Here is a 16795-nt window from a genome sequence, read left to right as displayed (position 1 = left end):
TTTATTTTGATACTTTACTATATTTCTAGTACTTTTCGCTTATAACAAAATCATATTTTCATAGTGATTCTAGAAGAGAATGAAATAAGTCCATCTAAACTTAATCGATTAATTGGAAGCCCTAAAAAGATAAGTCTAAAAAAACTTACACCTATTGGTTCTGGTTCATTAATTCTTAAAAAAATCGAAAACAAAACATCCGTAAATTCTTCGATAAAAATTGATTCTAGATGTAATATAGCTGCTTTTGAAAAAGGAATATTAGTTTATTTAAATTTTTCTAATAAACTAAACGCAATACCAATTCATGAAAAAGAATTGCTAAAAATTAACCTTATTCGTGGAAAAGAAATCATAAAACCAATTCGATTTTCTCCAATGTGGATATTATTAAAACTAGGGATTCCAATGGCATATGCTCGATATTTTCGAATCTATCGATTACATGAATATCAAATAAATCATTTGAAACTCGAAATAGAAACCACACAATATAAACTGAATATGATTGCAAACGGTTATACTTATGAAAGACAAGAAAGTTTTTTTAAGAGTTTGAATTTAAAAAACAAACTAACATTTAAATAAAACAAAATCTTATTCTTAACGTTCTTATTATAATTTGAAAAAATACACTAAATACATATTACTTCTTTTTTCGACTCTTTTTTTGTCATGCTCTACTAGTGTAAAAAACAAAAATTTTGATAAAAAAATGTCACTAGAGTTTATAACTCAATTACTTCAAAAGGAAAGTTCATTAAAAGATAAAAGTTTTCTTTCAGTAAATTCATTAATGGAACAATCTACATGGAGCTTGGACTTAATTGATAATGAATACAAAACATATCTACAAGAGCATCTAAAAATTAAAGACACAACTTTTCTTAATTTTCAAATTGACTTATTGAATAACTTCAAAATAACCAAAGAAATAGCACCTCAAAAAAACATCATTACAAACAATGATTATATTGAATTTAATAAATCATTTGAAATTAATGAGTTTGCTTATTTAGATTGGCTTGAGAAAAACAATTGTAAAAGAGGCTTCTCCTCTATTTCTAAGCCTATATTTAACGAAACTTATAACTTGGCTATTATCCATTTTGAACAAATTTGTGGTCCCCTTTGCGGTGGTGGTCTAATTAAACTTTATGAATTAAAAGATAAAAAATGGGTTCAAAAAAAAGTTATAGATCATTGGATAGGTTAAAAACATCTTCAGTATAAAACTTTTATAACGTTACGGTTACTGAATCTAAACCTAGTTGACAAATAACTTTATTTGATACTTTACCATATTTCTAGTACCTTTCGATAACTATGAAATTATATCCTTATAATAAGTATTTAATAAAGACATCTTTATTAATAGTACTTTCAGCTACTTTACTATCGTGTAATAAGAAAAAGAAACAAATATCAAAAAAATGGAAAAACCCAATCATTATTGATTCATTACCTATTGCTAAAAAGTATTTTGATAGTAAAAACACCTCTCTTCCTTATAACCGATTAATATTTATTGGCACAAAAGAAGATTCAATCCGTATTGCTAAAAAAAACATAAACCCTAGCTATGAATTTAGAAGCCTTAAAAAGGCTAATAACAAACATACAGAAATTGAAATCATACCAGACATAACACAAAATTTGAGTATTGACATAGAACAATTTTCTTTTCCCCCTTCTCTTGTTTTTCTTAATAAAAATGATTCTGAAATCGATAAACACAAAAGTGATTCAATATTGGATGTATGGAAAAATAGACCTAGAAAATATGTTAAAGCATACCCTATCTTCATAAGAAATAAGTCTAAAGACACAATTAAAATTGAGCATCAAGATGGTGCAATAATTTTAATACAAGAAGCAAAAAACAAACAAGGAAATTGGAAACCAATAGAAAAGTGGCTTTACTCTTTTTGTGGTAATAGTTATGGAGACTATCATTTAGGAAAAAATGATATACTTGTTATAAAAAAAGCGCATTATCAAGGCTCTTTCAAAACAGAAATCAGGCTCAAAATCAAAACTAATAATAAAATAATATATTCAAAACCGTTTAAAGGTTCTGTAAACCCAGAACAGTTTAATTGAATAACAAAGAATATTTTATATACATTTTAAAATAACACTTTCACTAAGTACAAGTACACTTCTAAATGATTGAAAAAATTGAAAGAATAAAAGAAAAACTTAGCTTACTAAAGAAATTAGATAAGAACTACAAAGTTTTTGGTTCTGAAAATCATAAATACAAACTCAATAAAAGAAAAACAGAGCAAGAGTTAATTGCTTATGAAAAAGAATATTCAATAACACTACCAAAAGAATATAGAAGCTTCTTAAAAAATATTGGAAATGGTGGTGCAGGACCTTACTATGGACTTGAACCTTTAGAAAATGGAAGATTTTCTGACTTAGAATATAAAAGAAAAGATGACTTAATCGACCTTGCCCAACCTTTTCTACATACTACCCCTTGGAATTTCATCGAAATAACAGCGGAAAACGAAGAAGAATATTTTGAAAATAAATGGATAAACGGACTTTTACGAATCTCAAATTTTGGTTGTGGTGTTTCTATAAATTTAGTCGTTAACGGAGCAGAACATGGAAATTTATGGGTTGATGATAGATGTAACGATCAAGGAATTTTTCCTGAAACCTATTCTGATAACAATGAACGAATTCAATTCCTAGATTGGTACGAAGCTTGGCTAGATAAAGAATTAAAAATATTATTTTAAATAAAGATTTATTACCAACTAAATCGCCACCATTTCTTTTTTTTAATTTCAAAAACGGATGGAATTACAGAAAAAAAGGAATAAACAGAATCTTCTAATCCGTTTTCAAATTGTTTTTCAACTTTAGCAAAAGGATAAGCTACATTTTTATTATCAAACTTTACACATGTTACTCCGTTAGAATCCTTTCCCCATTCTCCTCCATAATTTTTAATTATAGTTTCTCCAAGAAAAGCTCCACATGATGTGATTAGTCCTTCTCTTTCTTCTTTTCCAAAATTCTTTTTTACTCTTTCAATAAAACCTTCTAAAAATTTAATTGATTTAGAATCATATTTAAGTTTTAACTGTTGTCTTGTGTCTTCTGCTAATTTTTTAACTCTTTCCATTTAAATATTTTTATCATATAAATCACATCTTCTAAACATTATAAATTGCTTCTGACCTAAGAACTCACAATCATTTTTCCAAGTCTTTGCATAAGCTTCAAGCAAATAATAACCTTTTTCCCAAACATCATTATTTAAAAGACATTCTCCTGAGATTTCTCCATTAGGTTGTCTTGATATATACAATTTCAACCAATTAAACTTATTATCCAAAAGATTATTCTTAACCTCATTTTCTATAATAGAATATAAACTTGTTTGGTCTTCAGTTTCATTCCAATTCCCTTGAAAAAATTCGTTACTCATTTTGGGGTGCCATAAAACTTCTCGATGATTAAGAATTGATGTAAAATCAAACTCCTCAGAATGCGTATCATTAAAACTATCAATAATCGTTGAATAAGTTGTACTAATATAATTATCTATAGCAGATTCTACTTTTTCTTCAGCAGTAATACCAGCCCCCATTAAACTAGATTGAATCCCTTCAGGAAAATAATCCTTATGAATAGTAACAGTTAACAAAGGTAAAATTGAAGAATGGAAATCGCCAGGTATAACAGCCGTAGCAATCTCTATTTCCGAGTTGACAATTAAGCCTGCATATTCAGTTGAAAACACTACAGTATGTCCTCCCACTTCAATTCTTTCTTTCAGTTTAAGAAGTAAATAGGAATTTATATCTATTGGTTCTTCTTTCTTTTTAGACTTTAAAAAATTAAATATTCCCATGCTGTTTAAAATCTATATTAAGCTTTTAACTTTTCAAACTCCTTTTCAGTCATAATCTCTACCAATTCTAATTCAATTACTTCGTGTTGAATAGGTATTTTTCTTTTATACTTTATCATTCCAATATTTTTCACATAGTATGCATATTGATAAAATATTTGCTCAACCTTATGATCAAGTGCTTTAATTATATAATCATCTCTAAATTTAACAGCTTTATATTCTTTTCCTCTTACAGTAATAGTCTCAATTCCTATTTCTGCTCTTTTCTTTTCAAATTCAAAACGACCATATTTATTTACATACTTAACTGAATAAGTATACACTTTCTCTCCATTCCATTTATAAACATCTTTATCAATTATTTTAGCTTTAATTTCTTTTCTATTCCCATCTCTATCCATTTCAAAATCGATATAAGAAGTCAACTCTGCTCCTTTTTCAGTTATAACTTCATTAAATTTATTATAGATATTGAAATTAGAATCATAAGAAACTGTTTTTAATTCCTTAGTTTCAGGAATGGACGTTACTTTCCAATACTCAATTTTTGTAGAATCATTTTTATCAACATATTTATATACCTTAGTTTCATGTTGACTAGAAAATGGATAATAAAAATTCTTTAAATCTTCTTGAGATTTACAACTGGAAATCATAGCCAGAATCAAGATTAATGCAATATTCTTTTTCATTCAATTTTATCTTTATATAAATTATTTACATATAACAACGTAAAACGTTGACCGTAAAAATAAACATATAATTATTCTCTTATAAACAAAAAACACCCTACGTTACCTTTTATTTTTGGCAGATATAGGATGTCGATACTTTTATAAAAATAAAACAAACTTATTCAGCTAGGTTCAATTGCCAAGAAACACCAAAGCGATCTTCAACAAAAGCAAACTTTTTACTAAATCCATAGTTATCTAAAGGCATCATAACCTTGCCACCTTCAGAGAGTTTTTCAAAAGTACTAGCAATACTTTCTTCAGACTTAAGATCTACAAATAACGAAACACCCGGAGTAAAAGTCCAATCGTGTTTAATATAACTATCACTACACATGAAAAGGCTTCCGTTCAATATAAATCGACCTACTTTTACCTTACCTGCACCAGGTTCATTTTTTTGATTATGTTGAATATCAACAATTTTTGAGTTTTCAAATAAGTCTACATAAAAATTCATAGCTTCTTCTGCATTACCATCTTGAAAAGTCAAAAAACTTGCAATTCCATTTTCAGCATTCGATTTGTTTTGATTTAATAAAGCTAACATACTATCCCTTTCTTGTTTTAAATGATTTAATTCTTTGTTTAAGTTTCCTTCTGCCTTGAAGTTTTTACAGCAAACAGTAATAACTCCAAGAATTACAAATACAATAAGTTTTCTCATACCTAATAATACAACTTATAAGATTTCAACAATCTGAATATGATTACCACAGGTATCATTAAAAACAGCTAGTTTCGCAGTTCCCATTTCAGTAGGCTTTACACTAAAAACCACACCAAGATCAACCAATCTCTTGTATTCTTTTTCAACATCCTCAACATTAAACTGCGTATAAGGAATACCAGCATCAAAAAGAGCTTTCTGATAAACTTTAGCAGGTTCAAAATCTTTAGGAGCAGGCTCCAATAACAACTCAGGACCATCTTGCTCCTCACCAGAAACTAATGTTAACCATCGATTACCACCACCAACTGGAACATCAATTTTCTTAACAAAATTTAGTTTTTCAGTATAAAACACAAGAGCTTTCTCTTGGTCATGAACAGGCACACTTACAATTCTAATTTTCATCTTCTATAATTTTAAAATGATTTGATACTGCAAAGTTTCGAATTATAAGCCAAAGAAATTTATCGAAAATTGCGCTTTCGATAGGCACTAGGAGAAAACCCCGTTTTTCTTTTAAATAAATTACTAAAAGAACTTAGACTTTCAAATCCAACTTCAAAACAAGTATCAGACACCGACAAACCGTTGTTTATGTATTCTTTAGACATTTCAATCCTCCTATCAATCAAATATTGATTAGGAGTTTGTCCATAGTATCTTTTAAACAAACGCAAAAGGTGATATTTAGAAACAAATCGAATACGAGAAAAGAGATCAAGATTTAAATTTTCTTTAAAGTTGTTATTTATATAATTCCTCAAACCAATAACAGTATCAATTTGCCATTGATTCGCATAACAATCAGCTTTAATTCGTAATATCTCTTTTTTATAAAAACTCATTTATCTTTCTAATGTCGATATATAAATATAACAAGATTTAAAAATATGAATATTATTTAATAATAATTTCTTATCCACAAGCACCGTGGCAATTCAAAGGAACATGAATGTGAACTTTACCAATTTTTGAATGTCTTCTTTCAAGAATTGTTTTTTTAGAATCTTTACCAACTAAAACTCCATTAACAGGATTCATTATAAAAGCTAATTCATCATTAACTACAACAGAAGTTTCTTCATTTAATTTAGTAGCGTTTAAAAAGGAAGAGTCTATTAATTTAGGTTCAGAAGCTAAAGCAATATTAATAACTTCATTTTTAGCTAACTCCTTATAGTTACCAATATCAAAACTGTCCATTCTTTTTAACCACTTTTTAATATTAGGTAGACCTTTAGCATACTTTAGGTGATTCAATCTATAGGAATACCAAACATGAGTATATGCAGTAAGGTCAACATAACTAGGAACTGAGTTTTCAGATAAGAACTGATGATTTTCAAGAATCCCATCAATCATTTTCAAGTAATAAATTAAAATACTTTTCCACTCATCTTTCGATTTCTCTTCTAATGGATTTTTACCCTTAGTTCTTTTTTTAACTTGAAGTCTATCTACAATAAACTCGTAAGCGTCCTTTATAGGAATGTGCTTAAAGTAACTAGTAATTATTTCAATAGGATTTAGCAAACCCATAACAGCTTTTCCAAACTCAAACTCTAATTGATCAGAAAACACTTGTTGCTCTTCTGTTAAATGATAATAACTCAATACTTTATTTCCAGAAATTTCAGCTATTTGATGACAAATCTCTTTAGTATCACAATAAATATCAGAGCCAATTTGCAAAATAGGAACTCTTCTTGAATAATTTCCCGCCAATATCTCTTGAGTAGGTCTTGGCATACCTTTACTAGTAAGTTCAGAAAACCAATCTAATTTACAATAACCAAGCATGGCTATTATTTTCTGGCAATAAGGAGAGCCATAGTTTCTATGTAAAATTATTTTTTCCATTTGTTAATTTAACCACAACCACCAAAACAATGTTTTGATAATTTCAATTTTATAGGTTGGTTTTGTTCATTTACTATATCCAGTTCATATTCACCACTCCCCTTTTCATAAATATCTTCAAGTTCTACTTCAGACTTTAGATACTGTTGAATTTCCCCATTCTTTTTAAGTAAATAATTAGTTGTAGTTTCATCTTCTAACAAACCAATTCCTAAAGTTTGTTTTGGATTGTTTTTCGACAAAACTTTATATATTCTTTTCATACGTAATTATTTTAAATATGATTTTTTCATTAATAACATCTTAAAGTAAAACTTTACTATTGGTGTCATATATTTAGGCATATCACTTTTAGTATTATATGAAGGTCTCCGTCTAATCTTTTCTACCCAATTAACAACCTTAGGGTATTTAGAAAAATCAAAGTTTAGATATTGCAAAAACATTACATTGGGTGCCCAAGCAATATCTGCTACAGATATTTTATCTCCTAAAATATAATCTTGTCCTTCTAAAGAGTCTTCAAGTCGTTGCATCTGTAATTCATTTATAATTAAAGCTTCTTCTTTTTCTTCAAGACTCATATGATATCCTTTATCAACTAAAAATCGATACTTTTCATAATTACACTCTTTATAAAAATGAAGTTTATCTTTTCTAGCAGGTCTTCCAAACCCTTGAGCATATAAATAATATACAATAGAACTAATATGAGTTCGTGTTGATGCTTGTACCCATTCCCACATTTCAGTTTCTTTAGTAGGAAAAGGAGTAAAACTATTTTTAGAAAATACGGCTTCTAAATATTTCAATATATTTTCACTCCCATTAATGGGAGTTCCATTATGTAATAAAGTAGGCACACTTCCTTGAGGATTTAACCTTAAAAACTCAGGAGAAAATTGTTCAAATTTATTTAAGTGAACAATATGACTTTGCCAAGGAATCTGTTTTTCTTCTAATAAAAGTCTTACTCTTAAAGCATTATTTGAAGCAGGATGATGAAATAAATGTAATCCTTTAATTTCTTCCATCTTTTTATTTTTCAAAATATCGAATGCCATTATTAAACTGTTTGAATAGTGCAAAACTAGAGCAAACTCTTTTTGAAAAAGTTAACCTATGTGACAATCACATATAATGAAAAAAATTATTTAGCTGCTCTAATTCGGCTAAGGCTTTGTCTTTTCATTCCAAGATAAGTAGCAATGTGATTCAAATTAACACGCTGAAAAATAGCTGGGTGTTCATTTAGGAGATTCTCATACCGTTCTTTAGCAGTTTTAGTTTGAATATCCACCAAACGATTTGCGACTTTAATAAGGGTAGAAATAATCAATTTTTCTATAATTACTGTTACTTCACTAGAAGCTTCTTTAAGTTTAATAAAATCATCAAACTGAATTACTCTAACACTAGTAGCATCTTCTAAAGCTTGTAAACCATATGGACTTACAGATTGATTTAACGCACTAGAAAGAACTGTTACAATATCGTTTTCAAATGAAAACCAATGCGCTATATCATCACCCTTAGAATCGTAATAAAAAGTCCGAATAGCACCTTTTTCTATTAGTAAAACAGACTTATATATTGAGTAAGTCTCAATAATAATTTCATTTTTAGAAAATGATTGTAAAGGATAAGAAGAAAACAATTCTTTTATCAGTTTTATTTCATTATCAGTGTTACTATGAACATTCATTCTTTAATACCTTGAAGTCTTAAATGTAAAAATAATAAAAGGATTATAATTAATTTTTTACAGGAACCTTAAACTGAAACTTATTATTTTTATCTATGGTAATTGTTACATTTAAAACATCAGATTCTACATATTTTTTAGGAACATTTACTTCCGTTTCAAACGTATTATCATCAATTTTAATTATTCTTATTCCTGTTCCATAAATCATAACATCTCTAGGAGCTACATTTGTAGTTATAAACTCTACTTTTGTAGGAGTATCATAAATCAAAAAATCTTTTCCATTTTTTATTTTCATTTCAATCTTCTGATTTCCATTCTTATAAATAAATTTATGAGATGAATCAATAACATTTTGAAGTTTTTCAAAAGTTAAATCTCTATTCATCTTTAAAAGCTCTGTATTTGATTCTTCTAATTTATAAATATAGAAAGCAATCAATACAATCAATACAATTGATACTATTTTTTTCATGCGTTGCAATTAATTAACTCAGATATAATAGGAAGTAATATTATAAACTTAAGGTTTTAGTATGGTAAATATAAAAAGGATATTGTTATTTAATTATTTATTTCTACAAACTTTAAAGAGTCTAGACTAACTTCAAACTCCCCAATTCTATCATACTTCTTCTTAAGATAAATTATTAATTTATTTTCTGTCAATTCTATTACTTCAAATCTTCCTTCACTTAATCGAGAAAATTTTGCCACAGCATTTCTTTTTAAATCAACTAGAAATAGTCTTAACTCAACATCTTTATCCTCTTTAATAATTTCAGCATTAAAGTTTTCATTTATATACTCTTCAAAAACAATTATTTCTTCTTTTTCTAGATGCCAAAATTTTCCAGTAAACCAACCATCAAATTCATAAGAACTATCTAATAAAGCAAGCTTATATCTATAATACCAATGATCAGCTTTAATATTTAATTCTGATGGATGAAATGCGTCTACAAAAATTAAGTTTAAAGAAGTGTCTCTTCCATGTACAACAATATTTTCCATCTAATCAATTAAAAATTTCCCTTTGTATTTTTAGTTCATAAAACTACTAATCCTAATTATATATTTAACAATCTTTTTATAAAACTAGCATCCTAAAGTATAAAACTGCCAATCACATTATATATTCTACCACCCTAATTTATAAAACTAGCGTCCTAAAGTAGAAAACTGCTAATCACATTATATATTTTAACAATCGGTTCGAGTATTTTAACAACCTTTTTAACAAAACTAGCAATCCAATTTAGAAAACTACCGTCCTAAAGTAGAATTCTAGCAATCTGCTTTAGAAAATTGCCACACATAAAAACACCTAGTTTCATTTCAAATAAATAGTTAGTTATAGAATAATAAATGAAACTCTCTAAAAGCAACAAGAGAGACAAACATCTAATAAATATTTGATACTAGTAACTTTAACAGAGTTTAACTTCTACTAAAATATCATTAACATAAATTCTTTTTAACTTTCTCACACAAAAAATCACACTATGAAAAAACTAACAAGCACCATACTCTTATTTATTTCTAGTATAAGCTTTAGTCAATTAAAATCAACTATAATAGATAGTGAAACCAAAGAAGGAATTCCCTTTGTAAATATCTGGATAGAAAACGAAAACATAGGAACATCATCTAATGAAAAAGGGGAATTTGAGCTAAACATCAATTCACCAAAAACAATTGTCATATCAGCTATAGGATATGAAACAAAAAAAATCCATTCAAATACGATTAAAAAAAGTATAACACTTATACCTCAACTAATACAATTAGATGAAATTGCTATTACTACCAAAAAGAAAAACAAGAAACAAATCATAGGGAAATTTAGAAAATCAAAAATTAATTTTTATTTCTCATGTGGCAAAACACCTTGGGTTTCAGCACGATATTTCCCTTATAAAGAAAACTATAACGATACAGCATTTTTAGATAAAATTAGAATACTAACCAATAGCGAAGTAAAAAATGCTAAATTTAACATTAGACTTTACGGAGTCAATGAAAAGGGAGAACCAGAAGGATATATACATGATAGCAATATTATAGGTGTAGCAAAAAAAGGAAAAAGAATTACCGAAGTAGATATTTCTGATTTAAACATTCAATTTCCAGAAAAAGGATTCTTTGTTGCCATTGAATGGCTAATTATAGATACAAATAAATATGAATATAAATATAAACGTAAAGGTTCAAATAAAAAACACATAGCAATTTCCTATTCACCAAATATAGGAACAGTGCCTTCAGAAACAGCAGAAAACAGTTGGCGATTTTCACGAGGGCAATGGAAAAAAGTATGGAAAAATAAATCTTCAAGTAAAAGGTATAATAATAAATACAATTTATTAGCAATAGAATTAACTTTAACCAATTAAATAGCTTACCAAAAAACTATTATGAAAAATAGAGACTTTGAAACAAATCAAACCCCTTCTATGGAAACTATCTTAAAATATGAAATAAGTCCTTCCATAGTAACACTATTAAAAGCAGAAATTAAAACTGGTAATGAAGTTGCAGAAATTAGTAAAGGCTGGCCAAAACAGAATTCAGTTTTAATCATTATGAAAAAACCTTTTATAAAAAAATATACCATAAACGGTTTAAAATATAGGCATGTAAATGCCCCACACTATTGGAAAGAAGAATATTCAAATGAAACATCTATGCAAACGATAGCTTGTAGATTTTAACTTTCTAAATAAATCTAAACTTATATTTAGAATCTAAAAAAGCTATAGCAAATAGTAATATTATTGACACCAAAAATGTAATAATATTTACTACTATGGAAAACTTATTTTTCTTAGAAATTCTTACTACTAAAAAGAAAAGAAAACCTACAACAATAATAGAAATAGCATATAAATTAAGTCCTAAATCAAGACTAATTCTTCCTTCATCGTTTGGTTGAAATTGATTAGCCCAAGTAGCACCAAGCCTCATCACAAATGGTAAAAAGAGGAAAGGATATAACATTATATTCTTATACTTTTTTAAGATATAATAAAATACAACTCCCTGAACAATGGTAAATAAGGGCCCTGCCCCACTAGTAATTATTCGATTCATTTTAGTTAATTTAATAGATGAATCTTTAAGAGAAGCTCCATTAAGAGTAAAACCAGCTTTATAACCAAGTAATTCATAAGATATCCAGTGACTCATCTCATGAAAAAAGAAGGTTAAAAAAGCAGCTATAATCATTATTACAATATACTTTGTCAACTTTACAATACTCATTTAATTAATAATTTAAAGTGAATTTTAACTAACATAAATATAAAAACACATTACTTGTGCTGTAAAAATTATTATCAGGATTAGTAAGAGTTTAGATATTTCATAGCTTTTTTGGTAAATATAAAAAGAATAGTGGTATTCTTATCTTTTAAGAAGTAAAGAGTTTTATAAGTACCTCTAAATAAAATCGTTTTTCTTTAAATTAAAAATCTAACAAAAAGAAAATTTACAATCACTTTCTTTTCGTTAGATTTCACAAGCATTATTAACCTATTTTATTCTTCTATCGCTTCTTTTAAATTTGCTATAGAATCTATAATTGCTTGCGGACTTAAACTAAAAATTGATGCCCCTAAAACAACAACTCCTGTTGCTATATTTATTACTTTTTGAACATTTTCTAATGACTCATATGATTCTTCTATTTTTCTTGTTATTTGTCTTATTTCTTCTAAAGATTCACTTGCATCTTCCATTACTATTTTTGCAGATTTTATATACAAATCATACGAAATAGCATTAGTTCTTTTATGTAATTCCCAAAGTTTCTTTTGCTGACTCTTACTTAAGCTTTCGGTATTCTCTATAATATAATTCCCTATCGATTGAGTAAATGATAAAAAATCATGAGCTAAGGCACTTACTTGTTTTGATGTTAATTTTGACATTCTTTTTTATTTTTTTAATTCATTAATTATCATTTTTATTTCACTTGCATATTGAAAAAGAAGTAGTTTTAATTCTTTTGCTTTCAAAGTACCTACACTTTTATGAAGTTTATCATGCCCCTCAGATATTTTCATTAAAGCTTTACCATAAGTATCAAGTTTTTTTTGTTGATTTTCTATATTTGAAATTTCTAAATAATAGTCTCTCGTTATTTTTCTTTTCTCATTTGTTGAAAGAGAATTGTCATTTAATAATTCTTGTGTCTCACGTAAAATATTTTGCTTTTTATTATTTAGTGTACCTTTCAGATTAATTGATATATTTAATTCTAACAAAGAAATCAATTCTTTTATTGAGCTATTCGCTTGTTTTATATATTCTCTAATCTTTTTTCTTCTATAATTATTAGTAAATGCTTCAATTAAAACTTTTGATATTTTAGAATAAGATTTTACATGTTTTTCTTCAATAGTCATTGGACCAAAATCTCCTTCAATTAAAGCTGTTTCTAATTCCTCTGTTTTATATGCTGTTATTTCGTCATTAGAAAGTTTTGCTAAACCATTAAAATACCCATAGAGAGAATTATAAATTTTTAACGTTATACTATCAGCAGCTTTCTCATTTTCACAATCACATTTTTTTCCATTAACTTTTAAGTTATTAATTTTTTCATCTCTACAATTAATCAGACATCCTTTTTCAAAACTATAATCTAGTTTCTCTATAGACTTAAGACTTTTTGCCGAAGAAGATGAAAATTCATTTACATGTTTTAAATTAACACAGCTTATTGAAACTAATGCTAACAATAAAACAATACCGATTTTTTTTAGTTTTTTATTCATTTTATAGTTGTTAGTTAAACTTTGTTAAATATCTTATTTACTAGATTTTATACACTCCCTATGATTAGGTATTTTCAAGTAATTAACATTTCATTTGTAATAAAAAGCAAAGTCCTTTAAATGATTTACATTACTGGAAAGAAGAATATTCAGATAAGACATCTATGCATACTATATAACTGATAATAGACTTCTCCCACACATCAATAATATAATTCTCCAAAACATATAAAACTTTAAAAAGTAAGGATTTACCTTACTATAAGTAAGGTTTTTTATCATGATTCAAAAACCAAAAGCACTAGTTTTGAGAAACTTAAAAAACTACATCATGTTAAAAAACATTTCTAACTTAGGAACAGAATTAAGTAAAAAAGAACAAAAACAAGTCCATGGAGGAAGATGGGGAACTTGTAACACTGCTTTAGATTGCAAAAGAAGATGGGCTAACCATCCAATATTTGCCTATGAAGGATTTAGCTGTTGGTTAGGTTATTGTCAAATATTATAATGAATCACACAAACGAACTTCGGTTCGTTTTTTTATTTCATCATCTTTTAGGGAAAGAATTTACTTTTGGTAAGAATTCACCACATAGTCACCCCAATCGGCAATGGCTTCAATTACAGGAATCAAGGTTTTACCAAAATCAGTCAAAGAATACTCAACTTTTAAAGGAGGCTTAGAAACATATACTTTTCTTTTAATAATACCATCCTCTTCCAATTTCTTTAATTGCAAACTCAAAGTACGCTCGGTAACCGTAGGCATTTCTTTACGAAGCTCATTATAACGTAGGGTTTTATCTTTTAAGTAATATAAAATTACCGTTTTCCACTTCCCTCCTATCAATCCCATGGTTAAGCTAGTACAGCATGGGTATTTAGTACCATTAAACGTATGCATAAACAAAAAATTTAAACTATCCTTTTTGACCGTTATTGCAAAGATAAACAACTATACTTAATTTTGCTACTATAATAATTATAGTATAAAAAATACACAAATGAATATCACTAAAGAAAACATTATCAATGCGTTTAATAACAGACATGCATGTAAAGAATTCGATAGCACAAAAAAAATAACAGAAGAAGATTTTAATTTCATCTTAAAAACAGCACAGCTATCACCAAGCTCATTTGGGTTTGAACCATGGCATTTTGTAGTAGTGCAAGACAAAGAATTAAGAGAATTACTAAAACCAGTAGCTTGGGGAGCACCTTTAAAATTAGATACAGCAAGTCATTATGTATTAGGATTAACCATGAAATCGCCAATGACCAAATGGAACAGCGAATACATAACACATATGATGAAAGATGTAAAACAGTTTCCAGAAGATGTAATGGAAACCTACACAAAGCTTTACAGAGAGTTCCAAGAAAGAGACTTTAACTTAGATACTGACAGACATTTATTCGATTGGGCATCAAAACAAACCTATATTCCACTAGCAAACATGATGACCTCAGCAGCATTAATAGGAATAGATAGCTGCCCCATAGAAGGATTCCATCAAGAAAAAACAGAAGAAGTATTAAAAGAAAAGTTTGGAATAGATACAGAAAAATATGGACTTTCATACATGGTAGCATTTGGATATAGAAAAGATGAACCAAGAGAAAAGTCAAGAAGAACACTAGAAAACATAGTAACTTGGAAATAATAAATTCGATTAAAAGAAAGCAGAAAAGAGGAGAAAAACACATTCACCTCTTTTCAGTTATCTTTGTTACAAGTTCAATTTAGAAAAAAGTTAGTCTTGAAAAGAATAATCCTACTCATCATTATATTAATACAAGTATCAGTAAACGCACAAAGAATAATGTTTGTTGGTAATAGTTTAACTTATTCTAATAACATGCCGCAAATATTAGAATACATAGGTAAACAAAATGGAACAACTATAAGTACCACAAGTATATGTTTACCAAACTATGCAATTATAGATCATTTACACGATGGAAACGTGCAAAAACAACTTAACAAGAAACAATACGATTATATACTAATACAACAAGGACCATCATCGCAAGCAGCAGGTAAAAGAATGTTAGAAGAAGATGGAGCAAAAATGAAAACCTTAGTAAGTAAACACCAAGCACAGTTAGGATATTTTATGGTATGGCCATCGGTACAATATTACTATACATTTGATAAAGTAATCCAAAACCATGAAACTGCAGCAAAGAAAAATAACGCCTTACTATTTCCAGTAGGAAAAGTATGGAAAGCCTACAATACAAATAAAAAATTGTCAAAACTATATAGCCTTGACAATTTTCATCCGTCAAAAGCTGGAAGTTTCCTAGCAGCTTTGACAATATATCATAAGTTACATCCAGAGAAAAGCCTAAAAGAATTAAACTATAAAGACTATTCACAATGGATTAGCGATTCTACATCATTTCATAAAATGATAGAATACATTATAAAAGAAGCAAACTAAACAAGTTCTTTACTCAAATCATATTTGATTTCAGAAAAACTAGTAACTATTTTCTGAGCTAAACTATAATCTTGTCCTTTAGAATGAGTGCTTTTATAAGCAACACAGAAAATTCCTCCATCGTAAGCAGCTCTAATACCATTGGTAGAATCTTCTATAACTATACACTCCTCCTTAGCAAAACCAGCAATTTCAGCAGCTTTTATAAAAATTTCAGGATGCGGCTTCGAAGCCTTTAAATCGGCACCACTAATTTTACCTTTAAAGTATGGGTTCAATCCAAATTTATCAAAAACATTATTGATAGTAACCATAGAAGCCGAAGAAGCTAAAACCAAAGTAACATTGTTATCGTAATAATCTTTAATTAAATCGAAAACGCCATCTAATAATTGTAAATCGTTATCATCAGAAAAAAAGAGCTCTTTAAAAAAGGCTCTTTTATAAGCCACCAATTCGGTAGCTGCTAACGATAAGTTAAATTTATTAACTAAATCCTTACATATTTCAATAGTAGATTGTCCGGTATAAGAATTGTATAATTCCTGAGAAACATCAATCCCTACTTTTTCGAACATTAAAAAATATGCTTGTTTGTGTAAAGGCTCAGTGTCTACAATAACACCGTCCATATCAAATAATACTGCTTTTAAAGCCATTAATTTTAGTTTGTGTTGTGGATTGTAAAAATAGCTATTTGATTATG

26 protein-coding genes are annotated in these 16795 nt (G+C 27.8%); 9 read left to right on the top strand and 17 right to left on the bottom strand.

The window, feature by feature from the left end:
• Positions 1-63 precede the first annotated feature (63 nt).
• From Q0958_RS11630 to Q0958_RS11615, 4 genes are all read left to right on the top strand, one after another.
• Positions 64-588 (top strand): hypothetical protein, encoded by a 525-nt coding sequence (locus Q0958_RS11630; protein WP_299123243.1) that lies wholly within the window; start codon positions 64-66, stop codon positions 586-588.
• A 127-nt stretch (positions 589-715) separates the two neighbouring features.
• Complete coding sequence (locus Q0958_RS11625) at positions 716-1216, top strand: hypothetical protein (protein WP_299123241.1); 501 nt, start codon at positions 716-718, stop codon at positions 1214-1216.
• A 110-nt stretch (positions 1217-1326) separates the two neighbouring features.
• Positions 1327-2103: a hypothetical protein gene (locus Q0958_RS11620; RefSeq protein WP_299123238.1), complete on the top strand. Its 777-nt coding sequence runs from the start codon at positions 1327-1329 to the stop codon at positions 2101-2103.
• A 65-nt stretch (positions 2104-2168) separates the two neighbouring features.
• Positions 2169-2756 (top strand): SMI1/KNR4 family protein, encoded by a 588-nt coding sequence (locus Q0958_RS11615; RefSeq protein ID WP_299123235.1) that lies wholly within the window; start codon positions 2169-2171, stop codon positions 2754-2756.
• Positions 2757-2767: 11 nt separating this feature from the next.
• Here the strand turns inward: Q0958_RS11615 and Q0958_RS11610 are convergent, their stop codons facing one another.
• The 12 genes from Q0958_RS11610 to Q0958_RS11555 form a co-directional block, all read right to left on the bottom strand.
• Entirely contained in the window at positions 2768-3145 is a 378-nt protein-coding gene (locus Q0958_RS11610) for a hypothetical protein (protein WP_299123232.1), read from the bottom strand.
• The gene (locus Q0958_RS11605) at positions 3146-3877 is read right to left on the bottom strand and encodes a DUF6348 family protein (RefSeq protein WP_299123229.1); all 732 of its coding nucleotides are present in this window, start codon (positions 3875-3877) and stop codon (positions 3146-3148) included.
• Positions 3878-3894: 17 nt separating this feature from the next.
• Positions 3895-4572, bottom strand: coding sequence for a hypothetical protein (locus Q0958_RS11600; protein WP_299123226.1), 678 nt, complete (start codon positions 4570-4572; stop codon positions 3895-3897).
• A gap of 160 nt (positions 4573-4732) precedes the next feature.
• Complete coding sequence (locus Q0958_RS11595) at positions 4733-5281, bottom strand: VOC family protein (RefSeq protein WP_299123223.1); 549 nt, start codon at positions 5279-5281, stop codon at positions 4733-4735.
• A 15-nt stretch (positions 5282-5296) separates the two neighbouring features.
• Positions 5297-5692 carry a VOC family protein gene (locus Q0958_RS11590; protein ID WP_299123220.1) on the bottom strand — a complete coding sequence of 132 codons (396 nt, stop codon included), beginning with the start codon at positions 5690-5692 and terminating at the stop codon, positions 5297-5299.
• A 59-nt stretch (positions 5693-5751) separates the two neighbouring features.
• Complete coding sequence (locus Q0958_RS11585; RefSeq protein ID WP_150901248.1) at positions 5752-6132, bottom strand: AraC family transcriptional regulator; 381 nt, start codon at positions 6130-6132, stop codon at positions 5752-5754.
• 70 nt (positions 6133-6202) lie between these two features.
• On the bottom strand, positions 6203-7147 hold the full coding sequence (locus Q0958_RS11580; RefSeq protein WP_299123215.1) for a glutathione S-transferase: 945 nt from the start codon (positions 7145-7147) through the stop codon (positions 6203-6205).
• An 8-nt stretch (positions 7148-7155) separates the two neighbouring features.
• The gene (locus Q0958_RS11575; RefSeq protein WP_299123212.1) at positions 7156-7410 is read right to left on the bottom strand and encodes a hypothetical protein; all 255 of its coding nucleotides are present in this window, start codon (positions 7408-7410) and stop codon (positions 7156-7158) included.
• A 6-nt stretch (positions 7411-7416) separates the two neighbouring features.
• Complete coding sequence (locus Q0958_RS11570) at positions 7417-8211, bottom strand: glutathione S-transferase family protein (protein ID WP_299123210.1); 795 nt, start codon at positions 8209-8211, stop codon at positions 7417-7419.
• 86 nt (positions 8212-8297) lie between these two features.
• Positions 8298-8852, bottom strand: a complete 555-nt coding sequence (locus Q0958_RS11565; RefSeq protein ID WP_299123207.1) for a hypothetical protein — start codon at positions 8850-8852, stop codon at positions 8298-8300.
• A 49-nt stretch (positions 8853-8901) separates the two neighbouring features.
• Positions 8902-9330, bottom strand: a complete 429-nt coding sequence (locus tag Q0958_RS11560; protein ID WP_299123204.1) for a hypothetical protein — start codon at positions 9328-9330, stop codon at positions 8902-8904.
• A gap of 89 nt (positions 9331-9419) precedes the next feature.
• Positions 9420-9869 carry a hypothetical protein gene (locus Q0958_RS11555; RefSeq protein ID WP_299123202.1) on the bottom strand — a complete coding sequence of 150 codons (450 nt, stop codon included), beginning with the start codon at positions 9867-9869 and terminating at the stop codon, positions 9420-9422.
• A 491-nt stretch (positions 9870-10360) separates the two neighbouring features.
• On the opposite strand from Q0958_RS11555, the gene Q0958_RS11550 reads away from it, so the two are divergent.
• Positions 10361-11251, top strand: coding sequence for a carboxypeptidase-like regulatory domain-containing protein (locus tag Q0958_RS11550; RefSeq protein WP_299123199.1), 891 nt, complete (start codon positions 10361-10363; stop codon positions 11249-11251).
• Between the two features lie 21 nt (positions 11252-11272).
• Complete coding sequence (locus Q0958_RS11545) at positions 11273-11569, top strand: hypothetical protein (RefSeq protein WP_299123197.1); 297 nt, start codon at positions 11273-11275, stop codon at positions 11567-11569.
• Positions 11570-11573: 4 nt separating this feature from the next.
• Here Q0958_RS11545 and Q0958_RS11540 read toward each other — a convergent pair whose 3' ends face one another.
• The 3 genes from Q0958_RS11540 to Q0958_RS11530 form a co-directional block, all read right to left on the bottom strand.
• The gene (locus Q0958_RS11540) at positions 11574-12119 is read right to left on the bottom strand and encodes a hypothetical protein (RefSeq protein WP_299123195.1); all 546 of its coding nucleotides are present in this window, start codon (positions 12117-12119) and stop codon (positions 11574-11576) included.
• Positions 12120-12394: 275 nt separating this feature from the next.
• Positions 12395-12787: a hypothetical protein gene (locus Q0958_RS11535; RefSeq protein WP_299123193.1), complete on the bottom strand. Its 393-nt coding sequence runs from the start codon at positions 12785-12787 to the stop codon at positions 12395-12397.
• Between the two features lie 6 nt (positions 12788-12793).
• Positions 12794-13636 (bottom strand): hypothetical protein, encoded by an 843-nt coding sequence (locus Q0958_RS11530; RefSeq protein WP_299123191.1) that lies wholly within the window; start codon positions 13634-13636, stop codon positions 12794-12796.
• A gap of 331 nt (positions 13637-13967) precedes the next feature.
• Between Q0958_RS11530 and Q0958_RS11525 the strand changes: the two genes are divergently transcribed.
• Complete coding sequence (locus tag Q0958_RS11525; RefSeq protein ID WP_299123189.1) at positions 13968-14147, top strand: hypothetical protein; 180 nt, start codon at positions 13968-13970, stop codon at positions 14145-14147.
• 60 nt (positions 14148-14207) lie between these two features.
• Here the strand turns inward: Q0958_RS11525 and Q0958_RS11520 are convergent, their stop codons facing one another.
• On the bottom strand, positions 14208-14543 hold the full coding sequence (locus Q0958_RS11520) for a helix-turn-helix domain-containing protein (RefSeq protein ID WP_150901253.1): 336 nt from the start codon (positions 14541-14543) through the stop codon (positions 14208-14210).
• A gap of 100 nt (positions 14544-14643) precedes the next feature.
• Here Q0958_RS11520 and Q0958_RS11515 point away from each other — a divergent pair, with 100 nt between their 5' ends.
• Positions 14644-15306 (top strand): NAD(P)H-dependent oxidoreductase, encoded by a 663-nt coding sequence (locus Q0958_RS11515; RefSeq protein WP_299123188.1) that lies wholly within the window; start codon positions 14644-14646, stop codon positions 15304-15306.
• A gap of 96 nt (positions 15307-15402) precedes the next feature.
• Positions 15403-16089: an SGNH/GDSL hydrolase family protein gene (locus Q0958_RS11510; protein WP_299123187.1), complete on the top strand. Its 687-nt coding sequence runs from the start codon at positions 15403-15405 to the stop codon at positions 16087-16089.
• Here the strand turns inward: Q0958_RS11510 and Q0958_RS11505 are convergent.
• Positions 16086-16748 carry an HAD family phosphatase gene (locus tag Q0958_RS11505; RefSeq protein ID WP_299123186.1) on the bottom strand — a complete coding sequence of 221 codons (663 nt, stop codon included), beginning with the start codon at positions 16746-16748 and terminating at the stop codon, positions 16086-16088. The genes Q0958_RS11510 and Q0958_RS11505 overlap by 4 nt on opposite strands.
• Between the last annotated feature and the right edge of the window lie 47 nt (positions 16749-16795).

Source organism: uncultured Tenacibaculum sp. (genome assembly GCF_947499065.1).
Taxonomy (GTDB): Bacteria; Bacteroidota; Bacteroidia; order Flavobacteriales; family Flavobacteriaceae; genus Polaribacter.
This window is presented reverse-complemented; position numbering and strand designations above follow the sequence as displayed.